Source organism: Haloferax denitrificans ATCC 35960 (assembly GCF_000337795.1).
GTDB classification, from domain to species: domain Archaea; phylum Halobacteriota; class Halobacteria; order Halobacteriales; family Haloferacaceae; genus Haloferax; species Haloferax denitrificans.
Genome location: NZ_AOLP01000019.1, coordinates 138,291 through 151,610, shown reverse-complemented (window position 1 = coordinate 151,610; position 13,320 = coordinate 138,291). Strand labels below are relative to the sequence as shown.

Here is a 13,320-nt window from a genome sequence, read left to right as displayed (position 1 = left end):
GCGTCGCCCCCGCCCGCGGAACCGACCCGGCCTCGCAATCGCAACCTATAATCGGTCGGTGGGCCGACATACAGCCGAGATGGTGGGGGGGACGCTTCGGGACATCAGAGCCGAGATTCGGTCTCTGGCGCGTTCCGACGGCGACTACGCAGTCGTGTGCGGCCGCACGGGCGACGAGCCCCCGGCCGCGACGGGCCAACGGTTTCCGGACCGGCGCGCCGCCGGGGAGGCCGCGGAACTGACGCGGGACTACCGGGCGGCGCTCCGGCGATACGACCCGAACATCCCGTACGACGACCCGCTCGTCTACGAGGTGGCCGAGGGGCCGCCGCGGGCGGCCACCGAGGCGTCGGACGACTACGCCCGCTACAGCGCGTTCTGCCACGACACCGCGGGCGCGCTGTTCGAGTCGCTGTCGGTACTCGGCTACAGAGAGGCCGAGACCGCCGCGATGGAGACGTACCTCACGCTGGCCGAGGTCGTCGGCGACCGCGACGACTTCTGTCTGACGCTGGTGTGGAGCCTGATGAGCGAACTGGACGTCCGCCTCTCGGCGGCCGAGCGGCGGGCGGTCGTCGAGGCGGCCGCGGACCTGTTTTCTCCGACCGCGACGCCGAACCCCGTGGACGCGACGCTCCGACAGCTCGAAGCCGTCGGCTTCGTCGAGGGCTTTTCGGTGCGTCCGATTCCCGACGCCGAGGGGGGTGGACCTGCCGGTGCCGGCACCCGAACCGATGCCCGGACCGACGGCGACGACAGCTCCCGGACGTGGGAACTCACCTTCGGCGACTACGCGCTCGCGGAGCGCACCGGCCGGATTCCGACGCTTCCGATTTCCGTGGCCCTCCTCCGCCGGACGCCGGAGCGAACCGTGCGCTTTCTCGACGGCGAGGCGCTCTCCGACGGCCGCTGGCGGCTCCGGCTCCGGATGTCGCCGAACGGCGAAGGCGGGCGAGAGCGCGGCCCAGCGGGGCTCGTCAGCGTCGAGGCAATCGAGAACCGCTGGCTCAACGACCCGAGCGCGTCGCTGGGGCGGTAGCGCACCCGGGTCACCGAGCGCGAGACACGCGGGGTTCGGCAGAGTTCGGCGACATCCGTACGGTTTTACTCGCCGCTGAGCTATCGCACGACATGAGCGAGACGACTCCACGAGACGCACTCGTCGTCGGCGGCGGCGTCGCCGGCCTCACCGCCGCGACGTTCCTCGCGCGCGCCGACCTCGACACCCTCGTCGTCAACGAGGACGAACCGATCGTTCGCCGGAACGCCCACCTCGAAAACGTCCCCGGCTTCCCGGCGGGCGTCAACAGCCGGCTTTTCACCGACCTCCTCTCCGAGCAGGCCGACCGGAGCGGCGCGGCCCGACTGGCGGGTCGCGTGACCGACCTCGCCGTGCTCGGCGACGACGACGAGCCGCTGTTCCGCGCGACCGTCGAGACCGACGACGGCGAGGAGCAAGTCGAGGCGTCGCGGGTCGTCGCGGCCTCGTGGTCCGACGCGTCGTACCTCGAAGACACGGGCGTCGACCTCCGAGCCGCCGGGTCGAAGACCTACGTCGGCGTGGACGACCTCGGGCGGACCGCCGTTCCCGGCATCTACGCCGCGGGGCGACTGACCGAGATTTACCATCAGGCGGTCGTCGCCGCCGGCGACGCCGCGGAGACGGCAATCACGCTGGTCCACGACTCGGGGACGGCGTTCTACAACGACTGGGTCGCGCCGACCGGCTACTTCACCGACCGCGGCCGCGAGGTGCCGCCGGCCTGCGAGGAGATAGACGCCGACGAGCGCGACCGCCGCGAGCGCGAGTCCCGCGAGGTCATGCGCGAGTTCTTCGCCGAACCGCACGACGAGCCACAGCGCACCCACCCGAGCCTCGTCGACGACGAACTCGGGCGACTCGACGAGTAACCGACCCGACCACACCGCGGGCGGGTCACCTCGTGGTCCTGCGCTCGCCCGCGGACGCGAATCCTTTTAGCGGGTAGCGGGCGCAGAGGCGAGTGAATGCTCGAAGGAGTGAACGTCGCGCTCGGGGTGACGGGAAGTATCGCGGCCGTGAAAGTCGTCGAGTTGGCGCACGAACTCCGCCGGCGGGGCGCGTCGGTCCGCGCGGTGATGACCGACGCCGCGACGGGAATCATCCACCCGTGGGCGGTCGAGTTCGCCACCGAACACGACGTGGTGACCGAGATCACCGGCCGCGTCGAACACGTCGATCTCTGCGGCCGCGACGGCTGGGCAGACGTGTTCCTCGTCGCGCCCGCGACCGCCAACACGGTCGGCAAGATAGCCGCCGCCATCGACGACTCCCCGGTGACGACCACCGCGACCACCGCCCTCGGCGCGGGCGTCCCGGTCGTCGTCGCGCCCGCGATGCACGAGCCCATGTACGACCACCCGGGCGTCCTCGACGCCATCGAGCGGGTGCGGTCGTGGGGCGTCGAGTTCGTCGACCCGCGCATCGAGGAGGGAAAGGCGAAAATCGCCACCGAGGAGGCCATCGTCACCGGCGTGGCCAAAGCGACGACCGAACAGACGCTCGCCGGCAGGTCGGTTGTCGTCACCGCCGGCGCGACGACCGAGTCCATCGACCCCATCCGCACCCTCTCGAACCGCGCCTCCGGTCGCACGGGCCGCGCCGTCGCCCGCGCGCTCGCCGTCCGCGGCGCGGACGTGACGCTCGTCCACGACGGCGACGACGTCCACTACGCCGACGTGCTCGCCGTCGAGTCGGCCGCCGAGATGCTTTCGGCCGTCGAGGCCGCGGTCGACGCCGGCGCCGACGCGCTCGTCTCCGCGGCCGCCATCTCCGACTTCACCGTCGAGGCGGCCGACGAGAAGATTCGCTCCGGCGAGGCGCGCACGCTCGACCTCGAACCCGCGCCGAAACTCATCGACACCGTCCGCGAGTCGCACCCGGACCTCCCCATCGTCGGCTTCAAGGCCGAGACGACCGGCGACGACGAGGCGATGGTCGGCGAGGCCCGCCGCATCATGGACCGCGTCGGCCTCGCCTTCGTCGTCGCCAACGACGCCTCCGTGATGGGCGCGTCGGAGACCCGCGCGCTCGTCGTCCGCGCCGACGAGACGAGCGAGTTCGTCGGGTCGAAAGACGGACTCGGCGCTCGCGTCGCTGTCGAACTGGCGGGCGAGTTCGAAAAATAGCCCCTCGGTGGGTCGTCAGTCGTCGCCGTTCGCGGCGTCGGCGTCGGTGCCGTCCGCGGTGTCGGCGTCGCCCGACGCGACCTGTTTCGGCCACGTGACCCCGTCGAGGAACGGGACGCCCATGCGCTGGGCGGCCTGCGAAATCATGTGCGCGCCCGTCGGCGCGGTGAGGAACAGGAACAACACCGTGACGAGCGCCATCAGTCCGTCGCCGTGGGGCAGGTAGTACACCGTCGCGGCGAGCGCGATGGACGCCGCCCCCAGCGTGGTCGCCTTCGAGGTGGCGTGCATCCGGTTGTAGACGTTGGGGAACCGGAGCAGGCCGATGGTCCCGACGACGAGGAAGAAACTCCCCACGACCGTCAGGAGGATGACGAGCGCCGCGCGAACGGGACCGGCCGTCGCGGCGGCCGCGGTTTCTGCGGCGGTCATTCGATGATGTCCCCCTCCGTGACGTACCGAGCCACGGTAATCGTGCTGATGAAGCCGATGATGGCGAGCACGAGGCTCACGCCGACGAAGTAGCCCTGTTGGCTCCAGATGGCGTACAGCGCCGCGATGGCGACGACGTTCGTCCCGATGGTGTCGAGCGCGACGACGCGGTCGGGCACCGTCGGCCCGCGGATGACGCGGTAACTCACGAGGAGCGTCAGCCCCGCGGCGAGCGCGAGACCGGCGAAGAGGACGGTGTCCATCCACGCGAGGTACGCGGGCTCAGCCATGTTGCTCACCTCCCGGCGCGGCGGCGGGCGCGTCGCCGCCGTCCGCGGGGGCCCCCTCGACTTGCGGCGCGGGGTCGCCCGGTTTCAGTTCCTCGTCGAAGATGATGAGCGCGTAGTCCTCCCAGCGGCGGATGGGTTCGAGGATGCCGTCGGGGTCGCTCCCGTCGATGCTGTGCACGTACAGCGAGTTGGTTTCGTCGTTGTAGTCCATGGTCAGCGTCCCCGGAGTGAGGGTGATACTGTTCGCGATAGTCGTGATGGCGAGCGGCGTCCGCACGCGGAGCGGCACCTCGACCACGGCGGGGTCGATTGGCATCGACGGCGACAGCGTCCGCACCGCCACGTCGACGTTGGCCGTGAGGAGTTCCCAGAGGAACGTCGCGAGGTACAGCGCCGCGTAGGGCGCGACGCGGAGGCTCCGCGCGATGGGCGCTTCGTCGCCGTAGAACCGCCGGAAGAAGAAGGCGATGCCCATCCCGACGCCGAGGCCGATGACGAACTCCTCCAGCAGGCGCTGGGGCGTCAGTTCGACGCCCCGGACGAACAGCCAGAGGACGGCCATGACGAGCCCCGAGACCGGCCAGCGGCGGCTCATCAGTGGCCACCCCCGCCGGATTCGAGGCCGACGCCCGGACCGTGCATCACGGCGTCGACGTAGCCGTTCGTGTCGAGGGCGGCGCGGGCCGCGGCGTCCGCGGCACCGAACAGCGCCTCGAAGCCGATACCGAAGCCGATGGCGGCGACGGCGAGCGCGACGACGACGGTCACCTGCGCGGTGAGTTCGAGCCGTTTGAGGCCGTCGTCACCGCCGTCGGTCATCGCCACGTCGCCGGAGCCGACAGTCCAGCGCTCGGGGAGCGCGGCGTCGACGAGGTCGCTCGGGCGACCCCAGAACACCGCGTTCCACGCGCGGGTGTAGTAGGCGATAGTCAAGATAGCGCCGGCGAGCGCGACGGCGAGCGCGAGTCCCGCGCCGGCCGCGCCCGCGGCGAACGCCTCCGCGGCCGCCTGGAAGACGAGGTACTTCCCGAAGAAGCCCGAAAGCGGCGGGACGCCGATGAGCGTCAGCGCGCCGAGCAGGAAGCCCGCCGCGAGCACCGGCGCTCTGTCGGCGAGGCCGCCGAGGTCGGAGAGCCGGTCGCTCCCGACGGCGTCTTTGAGCGTGCCGCTCGCGAGGAACAGCAGGCTCTTGGCGATGCCGTGGTTGAACGCGTAGACCAGCGCGGCGGTCACGCCGAGCGCCCGAACCGCCTCGGACGGCGCGGTCGCGGCCACCGCCAGCGGGAGGACGATAAAGCCCACCTGACTGATAGAGGAGTACGCGAGGATGCCGTCCACGTCGTCGCGGCCGACGGCACCGATGCCGCCGAGGACGATGCTGACCGCGGCCATGGCGAACATGACCGGGCCGAAGAAGCCGAGGAACGAGTCCCCGGTGATGCCGAGGAAGCCGATGTCGATGGACGCCGCGGCGAAGATGGTGAAGTAGAGCCGAACGATGGCGTAGACGCCGACTTTCTTCACGACGCCGGCGAGCATCGCGGTCACCGGCGACGGCGCGGCGCGGTAGGCCGCGGGCACCCAGAACTGGAAGGGTGCGAGGCCGGCCTTCAGCGCGAACACCGAAAACAGCACCGCCGACAGGCCGAGCGTCGGCAGGAGCGCGATGTCGTAGGCGGCCGGTTCGGCCAGTCGCCGGGCGATGTCGGCCATGTTGAGCGTCCCGGTCGTGCTGTAGAGACCGCCGATGGCGACGAGCATCACCGCGCTCCCGATGAGGTTGAGCACGACGTAGTTGAGCGCCGCGCGGGTGTGCTCGCGGCCGGAGTAAAACAGCACGAGGATGTAGCTCGACATGAGCATCACCTCGAACCAGACGAACAGGTTGAAGATGTCGCCGGTGAGGAACGAGCCGGTGACGCCGACCACCATGAAGTGGAACAGCGTGTGGTAGCTGAGGCGCTGGCCGAACGCGCCGACCGACGCGACGGAGTAACCGAGCGTCAGGAGCGACACGAAGCCGGTGAGCGCCAGCATGAACACCGACAGGGCGTCGGCGACGAGCGTGATGCCGAACGGCGCGGCCCAGTTGGACACCTGATAGACGAGCGTGGTCGACTCGCCGCCGAGCGGCAGGACCACGGCGTCGAACAGGGCGGCGACGGCGACGAGGTAGGCGACGCCGCCGAGCAGGCTGACCGTCCGTTGGAGTATGTCGCTCGGGCGCGTGAGAAGCGTCAAAATCGCCGTCACGAGCGCCACGAGGAGCGGTGCGATGACGAGCGTGCTCATCTGCTCCCTCCGAGTTCGTACATGTCGATTGTGCCGTGTTCCTCGTACACCCGGTAGGTCAAGACGAGCGCGAGCGCGGTCGTCCCGAAGCCGATGACGATGGCGGTGAGGACGAGCGCCTGCACGATGGGGTCCGAGGGCGCGGGACCGCTCGCGCCGTGGCCCGAGAGGATGGGCGCGAGCCCGTCGAACCCACCCATGGTGACGAGGTAGACGTTGGCCGATTGGCTGATGATGCTGATACCCCATACGACGCGAACCACGTCGCGTCGGAGCACGAGGTACGTGCCGATGCTGAACAGGACGCCGAGCGTGGCGGCGAGGAAGAACTGAATCATTCGTTACCGACCTCCGCGACGATGGTGAGCAGGCCGCCGACGACGGCGAAGAAGACGCCGAGGTCGAAGGCGAACGCGCTCGCGACCTCGAGTTCGCCGTAGAGGGGCAGGTGCTCCAAGAAGAGCACGCCCTGGGTCAGGAACGGCGCGCCGAACGCGAGCGGGGCGAGGCTGGACGCCACGGCGATTGCGAGGCCGAGCGAGGCCATCCAGCGATAGGTCTCGACGAGCCGGTGTTGCTCCGAGCCGTCGGGTTTGATGGCGAGAATCTCGCGCTGGATGAACTCCAGCCCGAAGATGATGTAGACGAGCGCGAAGGCGGCGGCCGCGAGGACGGCCCCGATGAAGCCGCCGCCGGGGAGGTTGTGCCCGCGGAACAACAGCGCGATGGCCGTCACCAGGATGATGGGGACGACGATGCGCGCGACGGTCCGCGAGATGACGGTCGTCCGGCCGGACGAGCCGTTCATTGGGTCTCACCCCGCGTTCGCATGCGAATCAGCGTCAGGATGGCGATCGACGCCATCACGACGACCGAAATCTCGCCCATGGTGTCGATTCCACGGAAGTCGACGAGGATGACGTTGACGACGTTCGACCCGCCGCCGTAGTCCGCGAAAAAGGGCCCGTGTTCCGCCGGAACGCCCGCCCGCGCCACGATGAACTCCCGGAGGAGCGGGTCGGGCGAGGCGTTCGTCGACAGCAGGACGGTGAGGAACACCGTGCCGCCGACGGCGAGCGATAGCAGGCCGTCGCGGACGGAGACGAGTCGGTCCGGCGCGTCGCCGTAGAACGCCGGCAGGCGGTCCAAGACGAGCAGGAAGATGACCAACACCAGCGTCTCGACGACCAACTGGGTCAACGCGAGGTCGGGCGCGTCCGCGAGGATGTAGAAGATGGCGACCATGAAGCCGACGATAGACAGCGTCAGGACGCCGGCCACGTGCGACGGCGCGATGTCGACCGCGAACGCGGCGACGAGCGCGACGAGGAGCACGAGCACGATCGGTATCGACACGCTGAGTCCGTCGAAGCCGGGCAGGGAGACGCCGGCGGCCGCGTAGCCGCCGAGCGCGAGCGCGACGAAGCCGAAGAGGCCCCACGTCGTGTAGGTGCGCAGGAGGCCGGTCTGAATCTTCGGCGTGACGGCGACGCTCGCCGTCGTCAGCCCCTCGACGAAGTTGTCGTACCACCAGTTCGCGCGGACGGGGCCGCGCAGGGCCGCGTTGATGGCGTCGTGGATGCGGTCGTAGAACGGGAAGGCGGCCGCGCCGACGACGATGGTGATGATACTCATAATCACGTACGGAGTCAGTTCGGTCGGGAAGTGGACCGAAAAGGAGTGCGCCTCGCCGGGGACGACGCTCCCGTACACGTCGCCGATGAGCCCCTCGATGAAGAGGTTCGGCTGGGCGGAGATGGCGAGGACGAGCGCGCCGAGAATCGCCGGCGGGACGAGCATGGCCACCGGCGGGCGGTGGACGTGGCCCAGTCCGTCGGGTTCGTCGCCGAAGAACAGCGAGGCGAACTTGATGGAGTAGAGGAACGTGAAGACGCTCCCGAACACCGCGACGACCGGGAAGACCCACGCGACGCCGCCCATGTGTTCGGCGGCGTAGTACGTCGATTCGAACAGCAGTTCCTTCGAGTAGAAGCCGTTGAACGGCGGGAAGCCGGCCATCGACAGCGACGCGACGACCGCGATGACGGCCGTCACGGGCAGGTGTTTCCGGAGCCCGCCGAGGCGGTCGATGTTCCGCGTTCCGGCCTCGTGGGCGATGATGCCCGCGACCATGAACAGCGCGGCCTTGAAGCTCGCGTGGTTCAGGATGTGGAACGCGCCGGCCTCCGCGCCGTAGCTGTTGGCGAAGCCGAAGGCGGCGATGATGAGGCCGAGGTGCGAGGCCGTCGAGTACGCGAGCAGTTCCTTGATGTCGGTCGCGCTCACCGCGAGCATGGCCGCGACGGTCATCGTCAACAGGCCGAGCACGGCGAAGACGAGCGTCCACTCGCCGAGGACCGCCGCGTCCTCGGGGAGGAACAGCGGGCGGAACCGGCCGACGAGGTAGACGCCGGCTTTGACCATCGTCGCGGAGTGGAGGAACGCCGAGACCGGCGTCGGAGCCTCCATCGCGTTGGGAAGCCAGACGTGGAACGGCACCTGCGCGGACTTCGTCGCCGCGCCGAGACCGACGAGGACGAGCACGGGGACGAGCAGGCCGGAGGCCGTCAGGACCTCGCGAATCGCGTCCGCGTGTTCGACCAAAAGCGGGATGCTGTAGGTCGTCCCCTCGATGGCCGTCGTCTGGCCGGACGCCCAGACGAGAAGCAGGAAGCCGACCAGCATGAACAGGCCGCCGGAGACGGTGATGAGCATCGACTTCCGGGCGGCGTACTGGGACGCTTCCTCGCCGGTGTAGTGGCCGATGAGGATGAACGACGAGAGGCTCGTCAGCTCCCAGAAGACGAACAGGGCGACGAGGTCGCCCGCGAGGGCGACGCCGAGCATCGAGCCCATGAACGCCAACAGGGTCGCGTAGTATTTCGCCTGGCCCGGTTCGCCGTGCATGTATCCTCCAGAGTACGTGAGGATGAGCACGCCGACGCCGCTGGCGAGGAAGGCGATGAGAAGCGCCAACCCGTCTACGTGAAACGCCAGCGAGACTCCGAGCGAGGGAATCCAATCGAACGACACGGTTCCGTGCGCCCCCGCGAGATACTGGTCCGTCACGAGGCCGAGCGTGACCAGCGCGACGGCGGCCGCGAAGTACGCCGTGCGCTCACCCAAGATCCGGTAGACTACCGGGGTGAACGCCGCGGCGAGAAACGGCAAGAAGACGACCGCGAGGACGACTTCCGGTGTGGGTTGCACGGGGGAAATTGCGGGAAGCGCCGACTTAGGTGTTGTCAAACCCGTTGGCTATTCGGCACCGAAATGTGACGGTCGGTCGATTTCTTCGGCGTTTTTCTGATCTTCATGATTTCCATGGGAGGGCGAAATTTATATCCTCAGACGACCATACTACGTCTTAGAGTACATTCAGCCGTTCGAGAATATTTGTCGCGCCGGCGGGTGATTCGTCCGCGCGCGACTCGGTCGGCGCTGTGCTCACGCGTCGCGGCGGTCGTCTCACCGACGAACGTCGCGACTCCACCGCGTCGTCTGTGAGGGAGGCGGTCCCGCTGTCAGCCGTCTTCGTCCGCACGCGAGGTGTCCAATTGTCATAGTGTTACTGGAGTCCCCCGATTCGGCCCTCTGGTACCCCGCTTGCCCGCGCTGAAGGCGGTCACTGCCGCAGGGGCGCAACTACTTTATACGCTCATTCGGAGGCTTTCATCAGAGATGGACGGACGTGCGTCGAGCGACGAACTCCTCGATATACTGGGAGACACCGAGTCCAGGGCACTGCTCGTGGCGCTCCGCCGTGAGTCCCGCACTGCCAAGGAGCTCGGTGAGACGCTCGACCTCTCGCTTCCGACCGTGTACCGGCGGCTCGACCGGCTGTGCGAGTGCGGGCTCGTCAGTTCGGCGACCGAGGTCCGCGACGACGGCACGCATCGCCGCCGCTACGACTGCGACTTCGACGAGACGGTCGTCTCGCTTACCACCGAGGGGTTCCGGACCGAGGTCCGCTCGACCCCCACGTTATCGAGCGAGCGAGCCGAGACCGGAACCGACTGACGACCGACCGTCCGCGTCCGTGGCTGTCGCGTCCGTTGCGGCCCGTCGAGCCTCGTTTCGCTGTCGTGTCTCTCAGCGTATCGGGTGCTAAACGGCGTCTCACCCGGACTGAGAACCGGTTTTTCAGCGAGAGAAACTACACCTCTACATTTATAGCAACAACTGACAATCTGAGATTCATGATACGTCCAGGCGCGCGCTCCGGGCAGGGAGACGCGCAGCGTCAGGGCAGGGGGGGAAACGAATGATAATCGACCCGTCACGGATGGCATCCGTCAACGGACCGGGACCAGACAGCGAAGTCGCGATGGACGCGCTCCGGGGGACTGCGAAGGGGGCAGTCTCGCTGGTCGCCGTCTACGGTGCGACGGCGTTCGACCTGTTCCACGTCGGCGAGACCGTCCGAGAGGACTTTCGGAGCCGCGACGAACTCGTGGCGCACCTGAGTTCGCTCGCCGAGGAGACTCGGCGCGAGTTCATGGAACGCGGGCTGTTCTCCGGGCTGAGCCCGGTGCAAAACAGCGTCGAGTACCGCTTCGAGGAACGCGACGGTTACGGCGTGTTGCAGGTCTACTGCGGCGGCCGCGGCATGTTGCTTTTCGTCGAACCCGACGAGAGCGTCGAGCCGCTCGTGAAGACCGCGTCACAGCTTCTCGGCGGGATGTAACCGCCGCTCCGGAGCGCCGCGCTCCGGACCGAGAATCAGGGTCGGACCGAGAGCGGTCGCGCTCGTCGCCGCCGCCTCCACGAGAGGCGATACCGCACGGCGTGGGTCAGCGTGTCCGAGAGCCTTCGAACCGCCACATTTTATGCCTAACCGGGGAAACGAGCGCCATGGACCAGTTGCGGCAGTCCCTTCTCGACGCGCCGATCATCGAAAAAGGAGACTACGAGTACTTCGTTCATCCCATCAGCGACGGCGTTCCGATGCTGAAGCCGGGGCTCCTCCGCGAGATCGTCATCAAGATAATCCGCAAGGCGAACCTCGAAAACGTCGACAAAATCGTCACGCCCGCGGCGATGGGCATCCACATCTCGACGGCTGTCTCGCTGATGACGGACATCCCGCTCGTCGTCATCCGCAAGCGCGAGTACGGCCTCGACGGCGAGGTGTCGCTCCACCAGCAGACGGGCTACTCCGAGGGCGACATGTTCATCAACGACGTCAACGAGGGCGACCGCGTGCTCGTCCTCGACGACGTGCTCTCGACCGGCGGCACGATGAAGGCCGTCCTCGACGCCCTCGACCACATCGGCGCGGACGTCGTCGACACCGTCGCCATCATCAAGAAGGCCGGCCCGAACGAGCTCGACGACTCCGAACACCACGTCAAGACGCTCATCAACGTGACCGTCGAAGACGGCGAAGTCGTCATCGTCGACGAGCACGGCGACGACTGACCGACACGACCCGACACCGACGCGGCCGCGGCGTCACAGCCGCGTCGCCTTCTCTCGCGGATTTCCGCCTCCGCGGGGCCTTTTTGTGACAGGCCCGTACCGGGGAGCGATGACATCGGCGCTTTTCATCGTCAGCGAAGACGGTTACTGGGGCGAAGAGTGCATCGAGCCGCTTACGAGCTTGACCGACGCCGGCGTGGACGTGACCGTCGCGACGCCGACGGGCGGCGTGCCGGTCGTCGACGAGCGCTCTATCGACCCCGACGAGGTCGGCGAGGAACTCGCAGAGCGGGTCGTCGAGGTCCACGAGAACGACGAGCGACTGCAGAATCCGGAGCCGATTGCACGGGTCGACGCCGACGAGTACGACGCCGTGGTGTTCCCCGGCGGCCACGGGACCGCGTGGGACGTCAATCAGGACCGACACGCCCGACAGGCGCTCCTGCAGGCGGTCGCCGGCGACGATTCGAAGGCGCTCGTCGTCTGCCACGCGGTCGGCATCCTCGGGTTCACCCGCGAGGCCGACGGCTCGTTCCTCGTCGAGGGCCGCGAGGTCACCGGCTTCCCCAACGAGTGGGAGGAGGGAATCGTCGACGACGACGACCTGATGCCCGACGGCCGGAAGCTCCCGTACTGGGTCGAAGACGAGGTGAAGGCCGCCGGCGGCGTCTGGGACGCCGAACTCGACAGCGACACGAGCGTCACCGTCGACGGCGACCTCATCACCGCGCGCGGCCCCGGCTCGTCGGCCGCGGCGGCCCAGACGCTCTTGGACGAGTTGGACGCGAACTAGTCGGTCCCGTCTGGGCGGCACCCCCCGCCGCGGGAGAACGTTTTTTCGTGGGTCGGTCGTCCGAACTGGTGTGGAACTCGCAACGCTCTCGCTCGAACCCGGTGAACGGTTGAGCGGGTCAGAGCTCAACTCGCGGTTCGACCGCGGAATGACGGGACGGGGCATCGAAATCTGTTACGACGACGACGACCAACGGTATCTCCGTCTCTTTTCGAGCGACACCGGGCCGTACGGCGACGACGTGACCGGCGGCGAGTTCACGTACATCGGAGAGGGACAAACCGGTGACCAGACGCTCACTGGCGGAAACAAGTTTCTGGCGCGGGCGAAACGCCACCCGTTACCGATATTCTTCTTCCACCGCGAGTCGGGAGAGACCGACTGGGAGTACCAAGGGCAAGTCGAAGTCGTCGATTACGCGTGCGGCCCGTTCGACGGCGACGACAGGGACGTCTATCGATTCGTGCTCCGCCGTCGTCACGAACGGCGGGAGCGAGTCGACGACGAGGAAGCCGCGGCAGACCTCGCGCCCGCGGAACGCGCCGAGACGACGCGGAGCCGAATCATTCGAAACACGGCGCTCGCGACCGAGTTGAAAGCGCGGTACTCCCACACGTGCCAAGTCTGTGGGGAGCGCCGTCGCCGGGGGGTTCACGAGGGGTACGCCGAGGCGCACCATCTCAAACCGCTCGGGCGACCTCACGACGGCCCGGACACCGAGGCGAACCTCCTCGTCCTCTGTCCCGACCACCACGCGGATTTCGACTACGGCATGATAGCGGTCGACCCAGAAACGCACACTATCTCCCACGCCTACGAGCGCGAGTTAGACGGGTCTTCGCTTTCTGTCCGTGAGGACCACGACCTCGGTTCCGCGTTTCTCGACTACCACAACCGAACCATCGCGTCGTTTTAACGGGTCTC

General features: G+C 68.1%; 15 protein-coding genes. 8 read left to right on the top strand and 7 right to left on the bottom strand.

Features of this window, described 5'->3' with window-relative positions:
- Nucleotides 1-79 precede the first annotated feature (79 nt).
- From C438_RS17070 to coaBC, 3 genes are all read left to right on the top strand, one after another.
- The gene (locus C438_RS17070) at nucleotides 80-1,039 is read left to right on the top strand and encodes a DUF7551 domain-containing protein (protein ID WP_004970957.1); all 960 of its coding nucleotides are present in this window, start codon (nucleotides 80-82) and stop codon (nucleotides 1,037-1,039) included.
- Nucleotides 1,040-1,131: 92 nt separating this feature from the next.
- Nucleotides 1,132-1,911 carry an FAD-dependent oxidoreductase gene (locus C438_RS17065; protein WP_004970956.1) on the top strand — a complete coding sequence of 260 codons (780 nt, stop codon included), beginning with the start codon at nucleotides 1,132-1,134 and terminating at the stop codon, nucleotides 1,909-1,911.
- A gap of 96 nt (nucleotides 1,912-2,007) precedes the next feature.
- A complete protein-coding gene (coaBC, locus tag C438_RS17060; RefSeq protein ID WP_004970955.1) occupies nucleotides 2,008-3,168 on the top strand; it encodes a bifunctional phosphopantothenoylcysteine decarboxylase/phosphopantothenate--cysteine ligase CoaBC in 1,161 nt (386 codons plus the stop codon).
- Between the two features lie 15 nt (nucleotides 3,169-3,183).
- On the opposite strand, the gene mnhG is transcribed toward coaBC, so the two are convergent.
- Genes mnhG through mbhE form a run of 7 tightly spaced genes read right to left on the bottom strand, consistent with a single transcriptional unit; the run spans nucleotide 3,184 to nucleotide 9,392 of the window.
- Entirely contained in the window at nucleotides 3,184-3,600 is a 417-nt protein-coding gene (gene mnhG, locus C438_RS17055; RefSeq protein WP_004970954.1) for a monovalent cation/H(+) antiporter subunit G, read from the bottom strand.
- Complete coding sequence (locus C438_RS17050) at nucleotides 3,597-3,890, bottom strand: monovalent cation/H+ antiporter complex subunit F (protein ID WP_004970953.1); 294 nt, start codon at nucleotides 3,888-3,890, stop codon at nucleotides 3,597-3,599. Before C438_RS17050 ends, mnhG begins: the two co-directional genes overlap by 4 nt.
- Nucleotides 3,883-4,485, bottom strand: a complete 603-nt coding sequence (locus C438_RS17045; RefSeq protein WP_004970952.1) for a Na+/H+ antiporter subunit E — start codon at nucleotides 4,483-4,485, stop codon at nucleotides 3,883-3,885. Before C438_RS17045 ends, C438_RS17050 begins: the two co-directional genes overlap by 8 nt.
- Complete coding sequence (locus tag C438_RS17040; protein ID WP_004970951.1) at nucleotides 4,485-6,182, bottom strand: Na+/H+ antiporter subunit D; 1,698 nt, start codon at nucleotides 6,180-6,182, stop codon at nucleotides 4,485-4,487. The genes C438_RS17045 and C438_RS17040 overlap by 1 nt, the downstream gene beginning before the upstream one ends.
- Nucleotides 6,179-6,520 carry a sodium:proton antiporter gene (locus tag C438_RS17035; RefSeq protein WP_004970950.1) on the bottom strand — a complete coding sequence of 114 codons (342 nt, stop codon included), beginning with the start codon at nucleotides 6,518-6,520 and terminating at the stop codon, nucleotides 6,179-6,181. Before C438_RS17035 ends, C438_RS17040 begins: the two co-directional genes overlap by 4 nt.
- Nucleotides 6,517-6,990, bottom strand: coding sequence for an MnhB domain-containing protein (locus C438_RS17030; RefSeq protein WP_004970949.1), 474 nt, complete (start codon nucleotides 6,988-6,990; stop codon nucleotides 6,517-6,519). Before C438_RS17030 ends, C438_RS17035 begins: the two co-directional genes overlap by 4 nt.
- Nucleotides 6,987-9,392 (bottom strand): hydrogen gas-evolving membrane-bound hydrogenase subunit E, encoded by a 2,406-nt coding sequence (mbhE, locus tag C438_RS17025; RefSeq protein WP_004970948.1) that lies wholly within the window; start codon nucleotides 9,390-9,392, stop codon nucleotides 6,987-6,989. Before mbhE ends, C438_RS17030 begins: the two co-directional genes overlap by 4 nt.
- 471 nt (nucleotides 9,393-9,863) lie before the next feature.
- Here mbhE and C438_RS17020 point away from each other — a divergent pair, with 471 nt between their 5' ends.
- The 5 genes from C438_RS17020 (at nucleotide 9,864) to C438_RS17000 (ending at nucleotide 13,312) form a co-directional block, all read left to right on the top strand.
- Entirely contained in the window at nucleotides 9,864-10,202 is a 339-nt protein-coding gene (locus C438_RS17020) for a winged helix-turn-helix domain-containing protein (RefSeq protein ID WP_004970947.1), read from the top strand.
- Between the two features lie 265 nt (nucleotides 10,203-10,467).
- Nucleotides 10,468-10,869, top strand: coding sequence for a hypothetical protein (locus C438_RS17015; RefSeq protein WP_049918194.1), 402 nt, complete (start codon nucleotides 10,468-10,470; stop codon nucleotides 10,867-10,869).
- Between the two features lie 167 nt (nucleotides 10,870-11,036).
- A complete protein-coding gene (gene hpt, locus C438_RS17010; protein WP_004970945.1) occupies nucleotides 11,037-11,603 on the top strand; it encodes a hypoxanthine/guanine phosphoribosyltransferase in 567 nt (188 codons plus the stop codon).
- Nucleotides 11,604-11,712: 109 nt separating this feature from the next.
- Nucleotides 11,713-12,396 (top strand): type 1 glutamine amidotransferase domain-containing protein, encoded by a 684-nt coding sequence (locus C438_RS17005; RefSeq protein ID WP_004970944.1) that lies wholly within the window; start codon nucleotides 11,713-11,715, stop codon nucleotides 12,394-12,396.
- Nucleotides 12,397-12,466: 70 nt separating this feature from the next.
- Nucleotides 12,467-13,312 (top strand): HNH endonuclease, encoded by an 846-nt coding sequence (locus tag C438_RS17000; RefSeq protein WP_004970943.1) that lies wholly within the window; start codon nucleotides 12,467-12,469, stop codon nucleotides 13,310-13,312.
- The last annotated feature ends 8 nt before the right edge of the window (nucleotides 13,313-13,320 follow it).

Coding starts and splice junctions, on each gene's coding strand:
- C438_RS17020 (WP_004970947.1), top strand. CDS start 9,864: ATGGACGGACGTGCGTCGAGCGACGAACTCCTCGATATACTGGGAGAC.
- C438_RS17040 (WP_004970951.1), bottom strand. CDS start 6,182: ATGAGCACGCTCGTCATCGCACCGCTCCTCGTGGCGCTCGTGACGGCG.
- C438_RS17035 (WP_004970950.1), bottom strand. CDS start 6,520: ATGATTCAGTTCTTCCTCGCCGCCACGCTCGGCGTCCTGTTCAGCATC.
- C438_RS17015 (WP_049918194.1), top strand. CDS start 10,468: ATGGCATCCGTCAACGGACCGGGACCAGACAGCGAAGTCGCGATGGAC.
- C438_RS17005 (WP_004970944.1), top strand. CDS start 11,713: ATGACATCGGCGCTTTTCATCGTCAGCGAAGACGGTTACTGGGGCGAA.
- C438_RS17045 (WP_004970952.1), bottom strand. CDS start 4,485: ATGAGCCGCCGCTGGCCGGTCTCGGGGCTCGTCATGGCCGTCCTCTGG.
- C438_RS17030 (WP_004970949.1), bottom strand. CDS start 6,990: ATGAACGGCTCGTCCGGCCGGACGACCGTCATCTCGCGGACCGTCGCG.
- coaBC (WP_004970955.1), top strand. CDS start 2,008: ATGCTCGAAGGAGTGAACGTCGCGCTCGGGGTGACGGGAAGTATCGCG.
- C438_RS17050 (WP_004970953.1), bottom strand. CDS start 3,890: ATGGCTGAGCCCGCGTACCTCGCGTGGATGGACACCGTCCTCTTCGCC.
- hpt (WP_004970945.1), top strand. CDS start 11,037: ATGGACCAGTTGCGGCAGTCCCTTCTCGACGCGCCGATCATCGAAAAA.
- mnhG (WP_004970954.1), bottom strand. CDS start 3,600: ATGACCGCCGCAGAAACCGCGGCCGCCGCGACGGCCGGTCCCGTTCGC.
- C438_RS17065 (WP_004970956.1), top strand. CDS start 1,132: ATGAGCGAGACGACTCCACGAGACGCACTCGTCGTCGGCGGCGGCGTC.
- C438_RS17070 (WP_004970957.1), top strand. CDS start 80: ATGGTGGGGGGGACGCTTCGGGACATCAGAGCCGAGATTCGGTCTCTG.